The organism is Nocardia sp. CC201C (assembly GCF_030010695.1).
Taxonomy (GTDB): Bacteria; Actinomycetota; Actinomycetes; order Mycobacteriales; family Mycobacteriaceae; genus Nocardia; species Nocardia otitidiscaviarum.
Genome location: NZ_JASCXP010000115.1, coordinates 1 through 17,854, shown reverse-complemented (window position 1 = coordinate 17,854; position 17,854 = coordinate 1). Strand labels below are relative to the sequence as shown.

Below are 17,854 nucleotides of genomic sequence, written 5' to 3'. Positions count from 1 at the left end.
CGGGGGGGTACCCCACTACCCCCCGACGGAGTTCCCCGCCCTTCCCGTCGACAGCCCCGGCGGGGAGGGCATTTACCTATAACTGGATAGCGAAAGACCTTAAGAAGGCGCAGGGTCATCATCAGTCCGACGCCTTCACACAGCTTGACTCTCGGGCACCGTGGAGGCGCGGTATCCGGCAGGCAATCGCAATCAGCCGCCCGCAGCAGTTGCGGGGAGGCGGAACGGAGCGGGACGTGAGCAGCGAGAAGATTCAGCGCGTCGGAGTCATCGGCGCCGGACAGATGGGCGCGGGCATCGCGGAGGTCTGCGCCCGGGCACACGTCGATGTGCTCGTGTTCGAACAGACCCGAGAGCTGGCCGCCGCGGGCCGCGCCCGCATCCTGCGGTCCCTGGATCGCGGCGTCTCCAGCGGCAAGATCACCGAGCGGGAGCGCGAGCAGGCCGCCTGGCGCCTGCGCTTCACCTCCGACCTCGGCGACTTCGCCGACCGCCAGCTGGTGGTCGAGGCCGTGCTGGAGAACGAGGACGTGAAGACCGCCATCTTCGCCGAACTGGACAAGGTCGTCACCGACCCCAACGCGGTGCTGGCCTCCAACACCTCCTCCATCCCGATCATGAAGATCGCCGTGGCCACCAACAACCCCGAGCGGGTCGTGGGCATGCACTTCTTCAACCCGGTGCCGGTGCTGCCGCTCGTCGAACTCGTCACCACCCTCAAGACCAGCGATTCGGTCTCCAAGCGCGCCGAGGCGTTCGCCTCCGACGTGCTCGGCAAGCAGGTCGTGCGCTCCGCCGACCGCTCCGGCTTCGTGGTCAACGCGCTGCTGGTGCCGTACCTGCTCTCGGCCATCCGCATGGTCGAATCCGGTTTCGCCACCAAGGAAGACGTCGACAAGGCCATGGTGCTCGGCTGCGCCCACCCCATGGGGCCGCTGGCGCTGACCGACCTGGTGGGCTTGGACACCGTGAAGTCCATCGCCGACTCCATGTACGCCGAGTTCAAGGAGCCGCTCTACAGCGCGCCCCCGCTGCTCATGCGCATGGTCGAGGCCGGACTCCTCGGCAAGAAAGCCGGGGCGGGTTTCTACCAGTACAACAACCGCTGAGCTAGAACGTGATCGGCGCTCGCGCTCACGCATCGACCCGGTGCGTGAGCGCCCGGCGTCACCCTCTCCACGAGTACGCCGTCACAGTTTGTGGCGGCGTCACCTGTCACCGGGCATAAGCTGCAAAGAGGTCGTTTCGGACCGCAGCTTGGAAGGAGTGTCCCGCTCATGGTGAATGTCACCGACGGCTTCGGATCCAGCATTCTGGGTTACCCGCGTATCGGGCCGCACCGGGAGCTCAAGCGGGCCTTGGAGTCGTACTGGCACGGCACATCGTCCCGCGACGAGCTGCTCGCGGTCGGGCGGGAGATCCAGGAGAGCCAGTTCCTCGAGCTGGCCGCCACCGGACTCACCCAGGTCCCCGGCAACACCTTCTCCTACTACGACCACATCCTCGACAACGCGCTGCTGTTCGGCGCGGTGCCGAAGCGGTTCGAGGCGTATCGCGAGGAACTGCACCCGCTCGACTTCTACTTCCTGATGGCGCGCGGCCGCCCGGACCTGCCGCCGCTGGAACTGGTGCGCCTGCTCAACACCCAGTACCACTACCGGCAGCCCGAACTGGACGCCGACACCCGGTTCTCACTGCACCCCGAGGCGCTGCTCGACGAGTTCGACCGCGCCAAGGAGCACGGCATCGAACTGCGGCCGGTCGTGCTCGGCCCGCTGTCGCTGCTGCTGCTGTCCAAGACCGGACATGTGCCCGGCGAGACCGAATTCGACAAGCTGGAGCTGCTGGACCGGCTGCTGCCGGTGTACGAGGAGCTGTTCGAGGTGCTCGCCAAGCGCGGCGCGACCTGCGTGCAGCTCGACGAGCCGTGCTTCACCAGCGAGCGCTCGCCGTCCACGCTGGAACTGTTCGAGAAGACCTATGAGCGGCTGTCCAAGGCGCCGCTGCGGCCGCGGCTGCTGGTGACCGGACAGTACGGCGATTTCGGGGAAGCGCTGGAGATTCTGGCGCGCACCAAGGTGGAGGCCATCGGCCTCGATCTGGCCAGCTACCGGATCACGCCCGACGAACTCGCGAAAATCCCCGGCATTCAACGCAAGCGGCTGTACGCGGGCGTCATCAGCGGCACCAATGTGTGGCGCGCCGACCGCTACGTGACGCTGGAATACCTCAACGCCATCTCCAAGGTGTGCCCGGATCTGGTGGTCTCCACCGGCACCACGCTGCTGCACGTGCCCTACGACCTGCTCGTGGAATACGAGCTGGAAGAGCATGTGGCCGAGCGCCTGGCCTTCGCGAAACAGAAGGTGCTGGAAGTGGTTTCGCTGGCGAAGGCGCTTACCGAGGGTCCGTCGGAGAAGTGGCGCAAGCGTCCGCGTGAGGTGCACTTCAAGCAGAAGCACGCGGTGCGGCACCGGGTCTACAACATCACCCCGGATATGCGCGAGCGCGAGCCGTACGAGATCCGCCGCGTGGCCCAGCAGGAGCGGCTGAACCTGCCGCTGGTGCCCGCCACCACGCTCGGGTCCTTCCCGCAGACCACCGCGATTCGCCAGGCGCGCTACGACCTCGGCCAGGGGCGACTGTCCTACGAGGAGTACCGCAAGCGCATCGAGGCCGAGATCGAGTCCACCATCCGGTTGCAGGAGGACATCGGTCTCGACGTGCTGGTGCACGGTGAGCACGAGCGCAACGACATGATCCAGTACTTCGCGGAGCTGCTCGACGGCTTCGCCACCACCCACTTCGGTTGGGTGCAGGTGTACGGATCACGCTGCGTGCGACCGCCGATCCTGTACGGCGATGTGGCACGGCCGAAGCCCATGTCGGTGGAGTGGATCAGCTACGCGCAGTCGCTCACCGACAAGCCGGTCAAGGGCATGGTCACCGGCCCGGTCACGATGCTGGCGCGTTCGTTCGTGCGCCAGGACCAGCCGCTGTACGAGACGGCGGACCAGGTGGCGCTCGCCATCCGGGACGAGGTCGTGGATCTGGAGAAGGCCGGGATCGCCATCATCCAGGTGGACGAGCCGTCCATCCGCGAACTGCTGCCGCTGCGCCCGAAGGGCCGCCCCGAGTACCTGCGCTGGGCGGTCGGCGCGTTCAAGCTGGCCACCTCCGGCGTCAAGCCGGAAACCCAGATCCACACCCACATCGGCTATTCCAGCCGTGAGGACGTGGTCGCGGCCATCGACGAACTCGACGCCGACGTCACCGCCATCGTGGCCACCCGCTCCATCGAATGGGTGCTCAACGCGCTGAAGGAGGACTGTGCCGAGGGGGTGGGCCTGTCCCACGGTGTCGGCCCCGGTGTCTACGAAAGCCGCTCCGCCCGCATCCCCGATATCGACGAGCTGGACGAACTGCTCTCCGCCGCCGCGGAAGCCGTGACACCCCAGCGCCTCTGGGCAAATCCGGACGGCGGCCTGAAGACCCGCCACCACTGGCAGCTGGATCCGTCTCTGCGCAACCTGGTCGCCGCGGCCCGCCGCGTCCGCCGCCGCGCGGAGGCCGCCGCCGCGGAGAAATCCGCGTAGGCACGGACAGCCGAGCGGCGCACGGAGCGGGGTCGCGTCGACACAGCCTCCGCCCGCGGGTGCGAACCTAGAAGCTCGAGTGCACTCGAGGTCAAGGTCACCGTTGCGAGGTGCAGCGAGGTGCGCGCCGCGGCGGCATGCGCGGGTTAGCCTGCTCTGGCACGTTTTCGAGGTAGGAGGCGACATGGGATTGTTCGACAACTTGAAGGATGCCGCGGGGAAGGCCGCCGATCTGGCGGCGCAGCATGCAGACAAGCTGGAGCCGGTGGTGGACAAGGCGGGGGATGTGATCGACCAGAAGACCGGCGGCAAGTACGCGTCGCAGGTCGATACGGCGCAGGAGGCGGCGAAGAAGGCGCTGCGCGAACAGGCGGGCAAGCCGTAGCGAGGTGCTCGACGCTGAGCGACCGGCGGCCGCGTTGCCGCCGGGTTCGCTACCGCCGCACCGCCGTTCGCGCCGCCGGAGCGGCCGTCGCCGGGACCGTCGGTCCGGCCGGGTGCGGGCGCATGCGCGGGCTCAGTAGCCGCCGTTGTGCTTGTGGTCGTGGCCCCACTCGCCGTAGTGCTTCCAGCAGTAGTCGCGGTCGTAGCCGCGGCTGTCCCGGTCGCAGTAGTAGTGGTAGCCGCGGTCGTTGCGGTCGCCGTGGTCGGCGGCGGCGATGCCCGCGGTCGAGGTGAGGGCGGCGGCGGTGGTGGCGAGGGCGATGGCGATGCGCTTGGCGGTCAGGGACATCGGGTGCTCCGTTTCGTCGGTGACGGTGCCGGAGGTGGCCTCCGTCGGTGCACACCATGTTCCGGGGAAACGGCGCTCGGGTCTGTCGGCGTCTGAACGCTGCTTGTGTATCCGTGCCGACATTCGGGCTCAGTCCTTCCGCGCGGGAGCCGGATGCGGCCGCCGTAGCCGTTCCCGCCACGGTTTGCGCTGCGCACCACCGGTTTTCAGTGAATCCGTCGGCTCGTTCACCTCGTACCGCCGGATGTAGGCGCCGATGAACGCCTGCGCCGTCGCCGTCACCGGAATGGCCAGCAGCGCCCCGGTCGCGCCGAACAGGGCCGCGCCCGCCAGCACCGCCCCGAAGGCCACCGCCGGATGCATGTCCAGCGTGGTCGCCGTGATCCGCGGTTGCAGCACATAGTTCTCGAACTGCTGGTACAGCACGATGAACAGCAGTATCCACAGCGCCGTGCGCGGACTCTGCGCCAGGGCGACGATCACCGGCAGCGCACCCGCCAGGTAGGTGCCCACCGTCGGAATGAACTGGGAGACCACGCCCACCCACAGCGCCAGCGCGAACGCCGAGGGCAGATCGAGCACCCGCATGGCCGCGTAGTGCGCGAGCGTCGAGGCGAGGGCGAGCAGCGCCCGGGAGTACAGATATCCGCCGGTCTTCTCCACCGCGATATCCCACGCGCGCAGCACATGCTTCTGCTTCTGCGGCGGCAGCAGCGAGCACACCGCGTTGCGGAACCGCGGCCCGTCGGCGGCGAAATAGTAGGTGAACAGCAGGACGCCCAGGGCCTGGAACAGCACACCGACGGCGGTGGTGCCGATACCCCACACATCCCCGGCCAGCCCGACCACGTACTTCTCCAGCGAGGTGCTCATCTCGGCGGCCTTGCGCTGGATATCGGTACCCGAATAGTCGGTGTGGAAGGTCGAATTGATCCAGTTGACCGCGTCATCGGCGAACTGCGGCGCATTGTCGACCAGCGACGACACCTGCTCGACCACCAGTTCGCCCAGCGTCCAGACGAAACTGACCAACACCACCAGCACGCCCAGGAACACCACCCCGGTGGCGGGTCCGCGCTTCCAGCCGCGCGCCGCCAGCCAGTTCACCGCCGGTTCGATGGCGAAGGCCAGGAACAGCGAGACGACCAGAATCGTCAGCAGCCCCTTGAGCTGCTGCAACATCCAGAAGGTGATGACCAGCGCCGCCACCGTGACCGCCGCGAGCAGATACGCTCGCGGCAGCCACCCCGGCAGCACGGAGGAGACGGGGACACGCGCGGTCTCGTCGCCACTCTCGGGCGGACGGCCTGCCTGCTCGGGCACACCTTCATGGTCGGACACAACGGCCAACGTAGCCGTGAACCGGTGTCAGTGGCGGCGCGGACCGCCGCGTGTCATCCGCCGGTCGGCGGAGCTCACATGGTGGCCGTATCGATCACGAAGCGATAGCGCACATCGCTGGCGACGACCCGCTCGTACGCCTCGTCGATCCGGTCGGCGGAAATGGTCTCGATCTCCGCGCCGATGCCGTGCTCGGCGCAGAAGTTCAGCATCTCCTGGGTCTGCGCGATGCCGCCGATCATGGAGCCCGCCAGCGAGCGCCGGTAGCCCGCGATGGTGAACGGTTTGACCTGGAGCGGGTTCTCGGGCAGGCCCAGGATCACCAGCGTGCCGTCCAGGCGCAGCAGCTTGAGGTAGCTGTCGATGGGCAGATCGGCCGACACCGTATTGATGATCAGGTCGAAGTGGCTGCGCAGGTCGCGGAAGGTCTGCTTGTCGCTGGTGGCGTAGTAGTGGTGCGCGCCGAACGTGCGCCCGTCGGCCTCCTTGCTCAGCGAATGGCTGAGCACGGTGACCTCCGCGCCCATGGCGGCCGCGATCTTCACCCCGACATGCCCGAGCCCGCCCATGCCGATGATGGCGACGCGCTTGCCGGGACCGGCGTTCCAGTGCCGCAGCGGGGAGAACAGCGTGATGCCCGCGCACAGCAGCGGCGCGGCCACATCGAGCCCGATGCCCTCCGGAATCGACACCACGAAGCTCTCGGTCACCACGATCTGGGTCGAGTACCCGCCGAGGGTGTATCCGCCCGGCTGGAACTCCTCCGGCACGGGCGTGTTGTAGGTCATGGTCGCGCCGGGGACGCAGTACTGCTCCTCCCCGGCCAGACAGGGTTCGCACTTCCCGCAGGAATCCACCATGCAGCCCACGCCCACTCGGTCGCCGACCTGGAACTTGGTCACGGCCGAGCCGACCGCCGCGACATGGCCCGCGATCTCGTGGCCGGGCACGCACGGATACTTCGCACCGCCCCATTCGTCGCGGGCGGTGTGGATATCGGAGTGGCAGATACCCGCGTATTCGATATCGATCAGCACGTCGTGCGGGCCGAGTTCACGGCGTTCGATGGCGACCTTCTCGAAGTGGCCATCCGGTGCGGAAACGGCATAGGCGGCAGCTGTGGTCATAGCTACATGCCTACTCCCGCATGCCACGATGAGCCAACCTTTCGTCTGTTATGTCACCCCGGTGCGCTGTGCTGGTACTACTGGAAGTACAAACGCCGGGCCCACGGGCACACAGGAGGCGGGTGGCGATGCACGAACGGGAACGGGAGCGAACCGGGGCCGGACGGTTCCTCGCGCTGGTGGTCGCCGCCGTCCTGGCCGTCGGTGCGCTGCTCGGCTACCAGGGGGAGCTGCCCCGCTGGCCATTCCGAGCCGATGCCGTCGAGCACAGCCTGCTCGGTCCGCCGCTGCCGCCGCTGGACGCCACGGTGGTCTCGCAGGTGGTCGAGCCCGCACTGGTCAATGTGAACGCGAGTGTGCGGCCCTTCGGGCTCGGGGCCGCCGGATCGGGCATCGTACTCACCGCGGACGGTCAGGTGCTCACCAGCCATCACGTCATCAAGGGCGCGGAGAGCGTGCGGGTCACCGATATCGGCACCGGCGCGGTGTACCCGGCCACCGTGCTCGGCTACGACTCGAGCGCGGATATCGCACTGCTGGGGTTGTCCGGCGCGGACGCGCTGCCAGTCGCGCGCCTCGGCAGTTCGGCTCCACTGCGGATCGGTGACGAGGTGCTCGCCATCGGCAATGCGGGCGGCACCGGTGCACCGACCGCCGTGGGCGGCACCATCACCGGTCTGGACAGCGCCATCGTGGCCCGGGATTCGGCCGACCTGTCCCGCAAGAACCTGACCGGCATGATCGAGATCGCGGGCGCGGTGAGCGCGGGGCAGTCGGGCGGCGCGCTGGTCGACCGGTACGGGGCGGTGGTCGGCGTGGTCACCGCCGCATCGGGGGAGGTGCGGGAGCTGCTCGGCCGGGACCCGAGCGGCTACGCCGTGCCCATCGACGACGCCATGGCCGTGGTGCGGCAGATCCGTTCCGGCACTTCCACCGACACCGTACAGGTCGGACCGACCGCCACTCTCGGCGTTCTCACCAAAGACGACCGCGGCGGCGGCGCGCGCATCGAGCTCGCCATTCACGGACTTCCCGCCCATGCGGCGGGTCTCACCGAGGGAGAGGTCATCGTCGCGGTGGACGGCCAGCGCATCGCCACCGGCAAGGCGCTGCGCGCCGCCCTGAATATGCGGAAGCCGAACGACGTTGTGCGCCTGGACCTGACGGGACCCGACGGACAGCGCACGGTATACGTGACGCTGAGCGCCGGGCCGCCGAACTAGACCAGATCCAGCCAGTAGTCCTGGAACTGGAGGAACAGGATCAGCACCACCACGGCGTAGTAGACGGCGACCACGGTCCACCGCCACTCCACCACGATCTGCAGCATTCCCCGGGACCGCTCGAACAGCTGCCCGGTGGTGACGGCCAGCAGCACCGGCGTGGCCGCCCACACCACCATGCACCACGGGCACATGGCGTGAATCCGGTACGCCGCCTGGAAGATCAGCCAGCCGATGAACACCATGCCCAGCACCAGCCCGAACCACAGGCCACCCCAGAACCAGCGCGGGAAGCCGATTCCGGCGATGCCCAGCACCGCCAGCGTCACCACCACGGAGAAGCCGACGATGCCGATGAGCGGGTTGGGAAAACCGAAGGCGGAGGCCTGATCCGATTCGATGACGGTGGTGCAGGCCACCACCTGGTCGATACTGCACAGCGGCTTGAACCCGGGATCGGTGAGCAGCTTGAACTTGTCGACCGTCAGCACGATCGACGCGATCCAGCCCGCCAGGCCGCCGATCAACAGCGCCCAGGCGGCCTTGGGCGTAGCCGTGATGATCACTTCGCCGCGGCCTCGATCACCGGTCGCAGCCCGCCCTCGGTCATCAACTCCTGCTGGGTCTGCACCTGCTCACCGTTCACGTACACCGACGGCGTCGACTTGACCCCCGCGTCGAAGACGGCCTGCGTCTCGGCCTGCACGAAGGCGGCGTACTTGTTGTCCCGAATGGCCTGCGCCACAGCGGGATCGGTGTAACCGGCCGAGGTCGCGATCTCGATCAGCTGATCATCGGTGAGGCCGGGGCCGCCGCCTTCGGGGGTCTGCGCGGCGAACAGCTTCGCCAGGAACCCCTGGAACTTCGACGGATCGGTGGTGCCCACCACGTACGCCGCATTGGCGGCGCGCGAGGAGTACTGGTTGCTGGAGGCGCGGTCCAGGAACGAGATGATGTTGTACTCCACCGCGGCGGTGCCGTCGGTCACCGACTGCTCCAGCACCTCGCCGTTGGCCTTCTCGAACATGGCGCAGGCCGGGCACTGCGGGTCCGCGACCACCTGGATCTTCACCTTGGCGTCGGCGTCACCGACCCGAATGGCGCCACCCGGGGTGAGGTTCGGCGGCACCGCGCCTTGGCTGGAATCGAAGCCGAGCGTCGGGTTGAAGGCCGTGGATTCGTTTTTGTCCTCCCGGCCCATGGCGATGCCGATGATGATCGCCGCGACCAGGCCCACCAGCACGGCGGCCACCACCACCTGAATGGCGATCTTGCGATTGCGGTCGGACCGCTGCGCCGCCGCGAGCGGGTTCTTCCGAAGATCCTGCTTGCTCACCTGTGCGTTCACCACGCCTTTCTGTCGCCTCGGACCCCTGCGCCTGCATCGTACGGCCGGGACCGCGAGATTTGCGTGACCGCTGACGGCCGCGACCAGACACACACGAGCGCCATCATGGCGGGTGAACCTGAGAGATTCCTGGTACGCGAGATCCTGGTAGGCAGCGCGTCAGGACTTCAGCAGTCGGCGCTTCTGCTCCTCGATATCGAAATTCGCGGGCGGCCATTCCAGCTTCAGGCCCTGGAGGGCGTCGATGAGCAATTCGGTGACGGCCAGGCGCGAATACCACTTGTGATCGGCGGGCAGCAGATGCCAGGGCGCGTACTCGGTATTCGTCCGGTCCAGAACGGCCTGGTACGCCTCCTGATAGGCGGGCCAGTAGGCGCGTTCGTCGATATCGGCCGGGTTGAACTTCCAATACTTGTCGGTGCGTTCGAGGCGCTGCATGAGGCGCTTGCGCTGCTCGTCGAGCGAGACGAACATGGCGACCTTGATGATCGTGGTGCCGCCGTCGACCACCTTGCGCTCGAATTTGTTGATCTCGTCATAGCGTTTGCCCCACACCTCCGGCGGGACCAGTTCGTGGACGCGCACCACGAGCACGTCCTCGTAGTGCGAGCGGTCGAAGACGCCGATCTGGCCGGGGCGGGGCAGCGCCTTGCGAATGCGCCACAGGTAGTGGTGTTTGCGCTCGATCTCGGTCGGCACGCCGAAGGCGGCGTGGTCGACGCCCTGCGGATCGACCGAGCCGATGACGTGCCGGACGATGCCGCCCTTGCCCGCGGTGTCCATGCCCTGCAGGACCAGCAGGACGCTGCGCTGGTCGCCGGATCGGCCGTTGGCGTACAGGCGTTCCTGGAGATCGGAGAGCACCACGGCCCGCTCGGCGAGCAGTTTCTCCCCGGCCTTCTTGTCGCCCTTGAAGCCGGGGGTGGCCGAGGTGTCGAATTTCTTGACCTTCGTACCGTTCGCCCGCAGGGCCTTGGTCACCGGAACAGACCAGGTAGTCGACTTCGCCATCTCTGAGATGTAGCACGGCGGGATGGCCCCGCGTGGCGGACTCGCCGAAATCCACCCGTTGCCAAGCGTTCACCCGCTTGTCGCCGGAACCGGAGGATTCACAGCCGAGCCATGTGCATGAGCGCGGCGGCGAAGTCCTCATCGTTCACCGGGGTCAGCGTCAGGTCGGCATCGGTGGTGAGCAGATAGCGGCCGTCGTCGGAGAAGTCCAGCCAGGTGCGATGCCGGGTGGGCGGGGACAGCGGATTGGCCGGAGCCACCGACACGGTGATGAAACCGCGCCCGTCCACCGGCTCGTTCAGTTTGCGGCGGAAAAGGGCTGCGTCACCCCGGGTTTCGTGTTCGGCGCAGCGATGGCCGCCCGCATCGCGCAGCACCGCGTCCTGGGGTTCCCGCAACGGGGCGAGGCGACCGGCCGGTGCGGAGCCGACGGCCTCCACCAGCTCCCGGCCCAGGCGCTCGGCCGGGCACACCATGACGCTCACGGCGTCCGGCAGGCCGATCAGCACTCCGGCGCGCTGCTGCGCCACCGCGGCGAAGGCGCGGACGGCCGGACCCGCGGTCCGCTCGCCGAACAGGGTGACGGTGGTGGCGTCGGAGCGGGCGCACAGCATGAGGGCGGCCGTGAGTTCCGGATCGGTGCGGCGCAGGAACCGGTGCCGCAAACGCTGTGCGGTATCCGGGGTTTCGGGCGTGGGGATGGTGTGCAGCGGATAGGGGCGGCGGTCCTGTCGGGTCTCCCGGGTCCAGATCAGGCTGAACTCCTCGGGAGTCAGCAGCCATTTGGTGTTCACGGCAGGCGTTCCCCCTGGTAGCCGGGATGTGCCGAGCGATTCCCGACGTCCGATGCGGACATGTAGGGCGTTCCCCTTTCTGCGAGCACCCCTGCGTCCCGCTGGGGACCCTACCGGAGCTCCCGAATCGGTGTGTGGATCCGGAAGTTGCTCGAATGTGACCTGGCCCACTATGGATTCCGATTTTGGATATCCATTTTGGATACCGCGCGGCAGACGGAAGCGCGGTCGTCCCGCGGGCGGCGCCCCCGCATGCGGAGGCGCCGCCGGATCAGGCGGTCTCGACCTCGACGGTCATCCCGGCGGCGCGCAGCCGCTCGGTGAGCGCGTCACCCATGGCCGAAGCGGGAGTGAGGATTCCGGCGATCTCCGGCAGTGTGTCGAAGGCCAGCGCCAGCCCCGACTGCCCGAGCATGACCGAGGTGGCCTGATAGCCCGGATCGCCCTGACCGGCGAAGGTGCACACGTATTTCGCCCCGGAGGTGGTGTGCGCGAAGGTGCGCATGGTGAACCACCCACTGCGGCGGGCGCTTTCGCTCGGTCCGGTGCCGGGCTTGGGCACCATGCGGTCGAGCAGCCTGCGCCCCATCGCGACGCGCGACAGCACCGCGCCCGCGGCCATGGTCGCCACGATGCCGCCCGCGACCCCGGCGGCCACCAGCGGTGCGGTGGTGGACGATCCGACGCTCATGACCTCCCGGTAGCGGAAGTTCTTGCCGTACGGCCAGCCGAGCAGGCCGTTGCTGCGGCGCACCACCTTGGTGTTGTGCGCGGCCATCACGAAGGTCGCCACCCAGCCGTCCAGGCTGGGATCGATGCTCGACGCCCGGGCCAGCGCCTGATCGGTCTGGCGGCCCACATCGGGGTCCAGGGATTTGTCCGGGCTGAGCGAATACGGATGCGACATGATCGACGCCTTGGCCGGGTCGGCCGCGATGGCCTCCATCATGGCCCGCCCGGAATCCACCGTGCCGCCGCTCATTCCGCCCTTGAGCCACGCCACCAGCGTGGTGTCGGTCAGCTCGCCGGTATTGTCCGCGACGCTGCGCCGGTACAGCTGGTACACGCTCAGATCCGACGGAATCGAGTCGTAGCCACAGGAATTCACGATCTTCGCACCGGTCTCGGCGGCCTTGTCGCCGAAGCGGTCGATGCATTCGCGGATGAACAGCGGCTCACCGGTGAGATCGGCGTAGTGCGTGCCGTTCTCGGCGCACGCCTGCACCAGCGGCAGACCGTAGCGCAGGTACGGGCCGACCGTGGTCACCACCACCTTGGTGCGCGCGGCCAGCGCGTCCAGCGATGCCTGATCCGACGAATCCGCGATCACCAGCGGCCAGTCCGCTGCGGCCGCACCGAGTTCGGCGCGCACCGCCGCCAGCTTCGCTTCCGAACGGCCCGCCAGCGCGATGCGCGCGCCCGCGGGCGCGGCCTGGGCGAGATATTCCGCGGTCAGTTTTCCTACGAAGCCGGTCGCCCCGAACAGTACGAGGTCGAATTCCCGATCGGCCATTGCCTTCTCCTCATGCGGCGGTTCACGCCTTGGTGGTGGTGCGTTTGCGGGTGGTCTTCTTCTTGGCGGGCGCGCCCTTCGATTTCGGCTCCGGCGCGGGGCGGGTCGCCAGCCAGGCGTGATGCGCCTTGCCCAGGTCGGTGACCGGTTCGTCGTCGTAGAGCCATTCGCGGGCGATGCGGTGCCAGTTGTTGGTGGCCTCCAACTGCCCGAGCATGCCGAAGGTGAGGAAATCCGCGCGCCGCGAGAACAGGTGCTCCGGCGGCAGATTCTGCTGTTTCATCCCCGCGAACTCACTGGCCCGCGGATCCACCGCGAGCACGAACGCCCCGGAGGCCAGCTCGGGCGTGATGGTCAACTCCTGGTCGATGAGCGCCCACTCGCAGGCCGCCAGCACGTATTCCAGGCACTCCTCGGGCGTTATCTCCTCGGGTGACTCGATCACGCCACGCTGCACCATGAGGTCACGCAGATCCTCCGCGCGCTCCTCGGCGGCGGCGCGGATGCAGGTGATCTCGAACTGGACGTGCTCGGGATCCATCCGGTTGAACAGCCCGAAATCGAGGAAGGCGACCCGCCCGTCATCGCCGAGCAGCAGATTGCCCGGATGCGGATCGCCGCAGAATTCGTTGAAGGTGAACAGCGAACCCACGTAGAAGCGGTAGATGATCTCGCCGATGCGATTGCGCTCGGCATCGGGCAGCTGCCGGATCTCGTCGAAGCCGCGGCCCGCGAAGTACTCGCTCACCAGCACCCGGGTGGTGGACAGCTCCGGCATGGTGTCGGGTACGACGATGAACGGATGCCCCGCGAACAGCCGCGCGATCTCGCGCTGGGTATCGGCCTCGGCGACGTAGTCGAGTTCGCTCTCCAGATTCAGCCGCAGCTCGTCCAGGACCGCGGGCGTCACCCAGGGCATGGCCGACTGCAGGACGCGGCGAAACATGGCCAGATTCTTCAGATCCGCGCGCACGGCCGCGTCGATACCCGGGTACTGGACCTTCACCGCCACGGTGCGGCCGTCGTGCAGGGTGGCGCGGTACACCTGTCCGATGGAGGCGGCGGCGATCGGTTCCGGCTCGAAGGTGGCGAAAACCTGGTCGAGCGGTTTGCCGTAGTCCTCCTCGATGACCGCGCGCATGACGTCGAAGTCCACGGTGGGCGCGCTGTCGCGCAGCACGGCGAGGCGGCGCTGGAAGCGGTCGCGGTGTTCGGGCGGCACCAGATCCAGGTCGAGCACCGAGAGCATCTGCCCGAGTTTCATGGCGACGCCCTTCATGGTGCCCAGCACCATCACCATCTGTTCGGTGGCCCGGATCATGGACTCCTCGGCCATCCGGGCGCGGACGGCCTCCGAACGCCCCCGCATGGAACGCCGGGTCTTCTGTGCGCGCAAGGCATTACCGGCGACCGCCATACCGAGCTTCGTCCCCCGCGCCAGCCTGGATGTGGGCAGCTCTTTCGCCATAGGTGACCCTCCAGAAGGTGTCGGCGCCCCCGTTGGTGCCGACTCGGCGGCTGTTCCCGCACTCTCGTGCCCGCCGTTGATCAGACTAACCAAAGGGCCTCGATCCGGCCTAGCACCGTGTGTCTGCCGAACGGACTACCTCGGTGCGGATTGTTGCCGTGCGGATTTCCGCTCCGTGGAAAGTTCGGTCGGCAGGAACCGGATCGGCCCGTCAGGCCCGGTTTTCCGGATCCGGGAGCACATGCTCCTGGGCGTTGAACCACTCCCGCGAACCGCCCGCGCGGATCATGCCCTCGATCGCGCTCCACGCCATCATGGTGAGGTAGTCGAGCATCTCCTCACTCGACATGGTGCGATTGGTGACCCACCAGTCCGTCGCCAGCTGCACACCGCCGACGAGGACGTACGCCCACAGCATCGCCCCGCGCGTATCGACCTCCCGGTCGATCGCCTTGTCGGTGATGACCGCCGCCACCACCTGCGCGAACAACTTCTCGAAGTCGGCGAGCGTGGAGGTGTCGGTGGAGGCCCCGTTGCCCATGATGAAGCGGTAGACGTCGGTGTCGGCGTCCACCGTGTGCACGTAGGCGGCGAGCGTATTGCGTACCAGCTGATATTCGTCGAGGTCGTCGCTGATGGCCTCGTAGATGCGCGGCATGAGCGTGGTCTCGATGAACCGCTCCATGGTGGCCCGCGTCAGATCCTGCTTGTCCGAGAAGTATCGGTACAGGACGGTTTTGGACACGCCGATCTCGGCGGCGATCTCGTCCATGCCCACATCGCCACCGCGCTTGCGGATGGCGGCGAGGGTCCCGTCGACGAGTTCCTCGCGTCGATCTATCTTGTGCTGCTGCCAGCGTCGCTTGCGGCCGTCCACGCGGCCGGGGCGCGCTGTGGTGTCCATGGCGGCGCTCACGGTCTCCTTCGTGGTCAGCGTCGACTCCCTCGCTCGCGTTCCGGTGCTGGTCCCCTTCAGCTTAAGCCTCGCATGCGCCCGATATCGCGGTTCGGGCGCGGCCCGGTAGCCGGGCGCAGTCGGCGCGACACCGCAGAATGGAACATATGGAGCAACCCACCGGCAGCACCGGGGTACTCGAACCGACCAAGAAGAGCGCGCCGACCGGGGCCTTCGCCGACCTCATGGACGAAGAGGGCAAGGCGCGCGACCTACGGCGGATGAAATTGGTCGCCACCGCCTTCCTGGCCGTGGCGACGATCATCTATCTCTTCTGCCGCTGGACCGAGTCGCGTGGCGCGGGCGGCGACTGGGTCGGTTATGTGCGGGCCGCGTCCGAGGCGGGCATGGTCGGCGCGCTGGCCGACTGGTTCGCGGTGACGGCGCTGTTCCGGCATCCGCTGGGCCTGCCGATTCCGCACACCGCCATCATCCGCAAGAAGAAGGATCAGCTCGGCGAGAGCCTCGGTGATTTCGTGCGCACCAACTTCCTGTCCCCGGACGTGGTGGCGGAGAAGGTGAATTCGGCCCAGATCTCGCTGCGCCTGGGCCGCTGGATGGCGAATCCGGAGCATGCCGAACGGGTGGCGGAGGAGTCGGCCACCATTCTGCGGGCAGTCATCGGCGTGCTGCGCGACGAGGATGTCGAGCAGGTCATCGACCACACCATCGTCAAGCGCATCGCCGAACCGCTGTGGGGGCCGCCGATCGGCAAGGTGCTCGACGAGCTGCTGGCCGACAACCGGCAGCAGCCGCTGCTGGACCTGCTGGCCGAGCGGGCGCATCAGTGGGCGCTGGGCAGCCAGGAGACCATCGACCGCATCGTCGAACGCGACGCTCCGGGCTGGGCGCCGAAGTTCGTCAACACGCTGCTGGCCGAGCGGATCTATCGGGAGTTGGTGGAATTCACCTGGAAGGTGCGCTCGCAGCCGGATCATGAGGTGCGGCAGGCGGCGAATCGGTTCCTCTCCGAATTCGCGCACGATCTCCAATTCGACGACGCGATGATCAAGAAGGCCGAACGGGTGAAGTCGGAACTGATGGGCCGGGAGGAGATCACCGGTATGGCGCATGCCACCTGGCGGGCGGCCAAGCGGATGATCCTGGAGTCGGCCGAGGACCCGAACTCCACCCTGCGGCGCAAGGTGGCCGACAATGTGCAGCAGTTGGGTCGGCGGCTGGTGGACGAGCCGGGTATGAGCGAGCGCGTCGATGGCTGGGTCGAGCGGGGCACCCGTTATCTGGTGTCCAACTACGGCCAGGAGGTCGCGACGCTGGTCAGTGACACGGTTGCCCGCTGGGATGCGGAGGAGGCCAGCCGGAAGATCGAATTGCAGGCGGGCCGCGATCTGCAATTCATCCGGATCAACGGAACGGTGGTGGGATCGCTCGCGGGCCTGGCGATTTATTCCATATCGCATCTGCTGTTCCAAGGCTGACGACAAAACTGGACAAATGCCTAGATATGGCGGCCAAGTGTTTGCCGAATAGGTGCTAGCAGGGGTGCTTGCAAGAGCTAGCACCCTGACTTAGAATTGACCCCACAACCGCCGGAAGGTGAGTGATGGCACAGGAACCCGAGGTTCCCAACCCGAACATCGACCCGTCGCCGGAGACGTCCGACGACGGCGGCGATGCCAAGGGCCGCGTAGCCAACGCGGCGCACGACATCGGGGGCTTCATCCGGGCGCAACGCGAGGCCGCGCAGGTCTCCCTGCGTCAGCTCGCCGCGCTGGCGGGGGTGAGCAATCCGTACCTCAGCCAGATCGAGCGTGGATTGCGCAACCCGTCCGCCGAGGTGCTCGCACAGATCGCGAAGGGTCTGCGGGTGTCCTCGGAGGTCTTGTACATGCGGGCCGGGTACCTCGAGCAGAGGCCGCACAGCCCGGTCCGGGATGCCCTGCTGGCCGAGACGGCGATCACCGAACGCCAGAAACAGGTGCTCCTGGACATCTACGAATCGTTCCGCCGGGAAAACGCGGCGAACGAGGACCGAGGGGACGCGACGGACCACAAGGGGGGCGTTCCCGGGGGAGACAGGGACAACGAGGTTCCGCACCGCATCACTGAAGTTCCGCCACGCCAGGAGAACGAGCAACCATGACCGAAACCAAGCTTCCCACCGCCGTAGCCAAGCCGCTGTACGCCGGCGTCGGCGCGGGCGACACCGTGTACGCGCAGGTCAAGGACATCGTCGAGAAGGTGCGCGAGCAGGTCGCCGCCACCGACGTGTCCGGCCGCGTGGAAGAGGCCCGCGAGCGCTTCGCCAACCTGCCGGCCGATGTGCAGGAGCAGATCGAGACCATCCGCACCCGGGTGTCCTCGCTGCCCTCCGAGCTGCCGGACGACCTCGCGGAGCTGCGCGAGAAGCTCACCGCCGAGGAGCTGCGCCGCCTCGCCGACCAGTACTACCACCAGGTCCTCGACCTGTACGCCGACCTGGCCGCCCGCGGCGAGGAGACGGTCGAGCGGCTGCGCGCCAACCCGACCTTCGAGGAGCGCTTCGAGCAGGTCGAGAGCTTCTACAGCGACCTGGTGACCCGCACCGAGGACGTGCTGGGCAAGGTGCAGGACCAGGTCGGCCCGCTGCTGGGCCGCGCGGCCGAGCAGGCCGAGGAGCTCGAGGAGACCGTCGAGGCCGAGGTCGTCAAGGTGACCGACGAGCCCGCCGAGACCCCGGCCGCCAAGAAGGCCCCGGCCAAGAAGGCACCCGCCAAGAAGGCCCCGGCCAAGAAGGCCACCCCC

Annotated in this window: 17 protein-coding genes; 7 read left to right on the top strand and 10 right to left on the bottom strand. The window is 67.7% G+C overall.

The window, feature by feature from the left end:
* Positions 1–236: 236 nt before the first annotated feature.
* The 3 genes from QK444_RS14575 (at position 237) to QK444_RS14565 (ending at position 3,981) form a co-directional block, all read left to right on the top strand.
* Positions 237–1,109: a 3-hydroxybutyryl-CoA dehydrogenase gene (locus QK444_RS14575; protein WP_282780635.1), complete on the top strand. Its 873-nt coding sequence runs from the start codon at positions 237–239 to the stop codon at positions 1,107–1,109.
* A 168-nt stretch (positions 1,110–1,277) separates the two neighbouring features.
* Complete coding sequence (gene metE, locus QK444_RS14570; RefSeq protein ID WP_282780633.1) at positions 1,278–3,596, top strand: 5-methyltetrahydropteroyltriglutamate--homocysteine S-methyltransferase; 2,319 nt, start codon at positions 1,278–1,280, stop codon at positions 3,594–3,596.
* A gap of 184 nt (positions 3,597–3,780) precedes the next feature.
* Positions 3,781–3,981, top strand: a complete 201-nt coding sequence (locus tag QK444_RS14565) for an antitoxin (protein ID WP_282780631.1) — start codon at positions 3,781–3,783, stop codon at positions 3,979–3,981.
* A 132-nt stretch (positions 3,982–4,113) separates the two neighbouring features.
* Here the strand turns inward: QK444_RS14565 and QK444_RS14560 are convergent, their stop codons facing one another.
* The 3 genes from QK444_RS14560 to QK444_RS14550 all read right to left on the bottom strand — a co-directional run bounded on the left by QK444_RS14560 (position 4,114) and on the right by QK444_RS14550 (position 6,797).
* Positions 4,114–4,329, bottom strand: a complete 216-nt coding sequence (locus QK444_RS14560; RefSeq protein WP_029926201.1) for a hypothetical protein — start codon at positions 4,327–4,329, stop codon at positions 4,114–4,116.
* Positions 4,330–4,458: 129 nt separating this feature from the next.
* Positions 4,459–5,670 (bottom strand): AI-2E family transporter, encoded by a 1,212-nt coding sequence (locus QK444_RS14555; protein WP_282780628.1) that lies wholly within the window; start codon positions 5,668–5,670, stop codon positions 4,459–4,461.
* 74 nt (positions 5,671–5,744) lie between these two features.
* The gene (locus QK444_RS14550; protein ID WP_282780626.1) at positions 5,745–6,797 is read right to left on the bottom strand and encodes an NAD(P)-dependent alcohol dehydrogenase; all 1,053 of its coding nucleotides are present in this window, start codon (positions 6,795–6,797) and stop codon (positions 5,745–5,747) included.
* A 128-nt stretch (positions 6,798–6,925) separates the two neighbouring features.
* On the opposite strand from QK444_RS14550, the gene QK444_RS14545 reads away from it, so the two are divergent.
* A complete protein-coding gene (locus tag QK444_RS14545; protein ID WP_282780624.1) occupies positions 6,926–8,020 on the top strand; it encodes a trypsin-like peptidase domain-containing protein in 1,095 nt (364 codons plus the stop codon).
* On the opposite strand, the gene QK444_RS14540 is transcribed toward QK444_RS14545, so the two are convergent.
* The 7 genes from QK444_RS14540 to QK444_RS14510 all read right to left on the bottom strand — a co-directional run bounded on the left by QK444_RS14540 (position 8,017) and on the right by QK444_RS14510 (position 15,058).
* Positions 8,017–8,586 carry a vitamin K epoxide reductase family protein gene (locus QK444_RS14540; protein ID WP_282780622.1) on the bottom strand — a complete coding sequence of 190 codons (570 nt, stop codon included), beginning with the start codon at positions 8,584–8,586 and terminating at the stop codon, positions 8,017–8,019. The two genes, QK444_RS14545 and QK444_RS14540, sit on opposite strands and share 4 nt — an antisense overlap.
* Positions 8,583–9,368, bottom strand: a complete 786-nt coding sequence (locus QK444_RS14535; RefSeq protein WP_282780620.1) for a thioredoxin domain-containing protein — start codon at positions 9,366–9,368, stop codon at positions 8,583–8,585. The genes QK444_RS14540 and QK444_RS14535 overlap by 4 nt, the downstream gene beginning before the upstream one ends.
* Before the next feature lie 159 nt (positions 9,369–9,527).
* On the bottom strand, positions 9,528–10,379 hold the full coding sequence (locus QK444_RS14530) for a polyphosphate kinase 2 family protein (protein WP_282780618.1): 852 nt from the start codon (positions 10,377–10,379) through the stop codon (positions 9,528–9,530).
* A 98-nt stretch (positions 10,380–10,477) separates the two neighbouring features.
* Positions 10,478–11,173 carry an ESX secretion-associated protein EspG gene (locus QK444_RS14525; protein WP_282780616.1) on the bottom strand — a complete coding sequence of 232 codons (696 nt, stop codon included), beginning with the start codon at positions 11,171–11,173 and terminating at the stop codon, positions 10,478–10,480.
* A gap of 271 nt (positions 11,174–11,444) precedes the next feature.
* The gene (locus tag QK444_RS14520) at positions 11,445–12,686 is read right to left on the bottom strand and encodes a saccharopine dehydrogenase NADP-binding domain-containing protein (RefSeq protein WP_282780613.1); all 1,242 of its coding nucleotides are present in this window, start codon (positions 12,684–12,686) and stop codon (positions 11,445–11,447) included.
* Positions 12,687–12,708: 22 nt separating this feature from the next.
* Positions 12,709–14,154, bottom strand: a complete 1,446-nt coding sequence (locus tag QK444_RS14515; protein ID WP_282780611.1) for an AarF/ABC1/UbiB kinase family protein — start codon at positions 14,152–14,154, stop codon at positions 12,709–12,711.
* 211 nt (positions 14,155–14,365) lie between these two features.
* A complete protein-coding gene (locus QK444_RS14510; protein WP_051037801.1) occupies positions 14,366–15,058 on the bottom strand; it encodes a TetR/AcrR family transcriptional regulator in 693 nt (230 codons plus the stop codon).
* Positions 15,059–15,294: 236 nt separating this feature from the next.
* Here QK444_RS14510 and QK444_RS14505 point away from each other — a divergent pair, with 236 nt between their 5' ends.
* From QK444_RS14505 to QK444_RS14495, 3 genes are all read left to right on the top strand, one after another.
* The gene (locus QK444_RS14505) at positions 15,295–16,548 is read left to right on the top strand and encodes a DUF445 family protein (RefSeq protein ID WP_282780636.1); all 1,254 of its coding nucleotides are present in this window, start codon (positions 15,295–15,297) and stop codon (positions 16,546–16,548) included.
* A gap of 125 nt (positions 16,549–16,673) precedes the next feature.
* Positions 16,674–17,213, top strand: a complete 540-nt coding sequence (locus QK444_RS14500) for a helix-turn-helix transcriptional regulator (protein WP_282780609.1) — start codon at positions 16,674–16,676, stop codon at positions 17,211–17,213.
* Positions 17,210–17,854, top strand: a 645-nt coding sequence (locus QK444_RS14495; RefSeq protein WP_282780607.1) for a heparin-binding hemagglutinin, incomplete at its 3' end; no start/stop codon positions are given. The genes QK444_RS14500 and QK444_RS14495, both read left to right, overlap by 4 nt.

Excerpts from the sequence above, each read along its gene's own strand:
- QK444_RS14515 (WP_282780611.1), bottom strand. The coding sequence starts at position 14,154 with ATGGCGAAAGAGCTGCCCACATCCAGGCTGGCGCGGGGGACGAAGCTC.
- QK444_RS14530 (WP_282780618.1), bottom strand. The coding sequence starts at position 10,379 with ATGGCGAAGTCGACTACCTGGTCTGTTCCGGTGACCAAGGCCCTGCGG.
- QK444_RS14565 (WP_282780631.1), top strand. The coding sequence starts at position 3,781 with ATGGGATTGTTCGACAACTTGAAGGATGCCGCGGGGAAGGCCGCCGAT.
- QK444_RS14500 (WP_282780609.1), top strand. The coding sequence starts at position 16,674 with ATGGCACAGGAACCCGAGGTTCCCAACCCGAACATCGACCCGTCGCCG.
- QK444_RS14550 (WP_282780626.1), bottom strand. The coding sequence starts at position 6,797 with ATGACCACAGCTGCCGCCTATGCCGTTTCCGCACCGGATGGCCACTTC.
- QK444_RS14520 (WP_282780613.1), bottom strand. The coding sequence starts at position 12,686 with ATGGCCGATCGGGAATTCGACCTCGTACTGTTCGGGGCGACCGGCTTC.
- QK444_RS14505 (WP_282780636.1), top strand. The coding sequence starts at position 15,295 with ATGGACGAAGAGGGCAAGGCGCGCGACCTACGGCGGATGAAATTGGTC.
- QK444_RS14545 (WP_282780624.1), top strand. The coding sequence starts at position 6,926 with ATGCACGAACGGGAACGGGAGCGAACCGGGGCCGGACGGTTCCTCGCG.
- QK444_RS14560 (WP_029926201.1), bottom strand. The coding sequence starts at position 4,329 with ATGTCCCTGACCGCCAAGCGCATCGCCATCGCCCTCGCCACCACCGCC.
- QK444_RS14510 (WP_051037801.1), bottom strand. The coding sequence starts at position 15,058 with ATGGACACCACAGCGCGCCCCGGCCGCGTGGACGGCCGCAAGCGACGC.
- metE (WP_282780633.1), top strand. The coding sequence starts at position 1,278 with ATGGTGAATGTCACCGACGGCTTCGGATCCAGCATTCTGGGTTACCCG.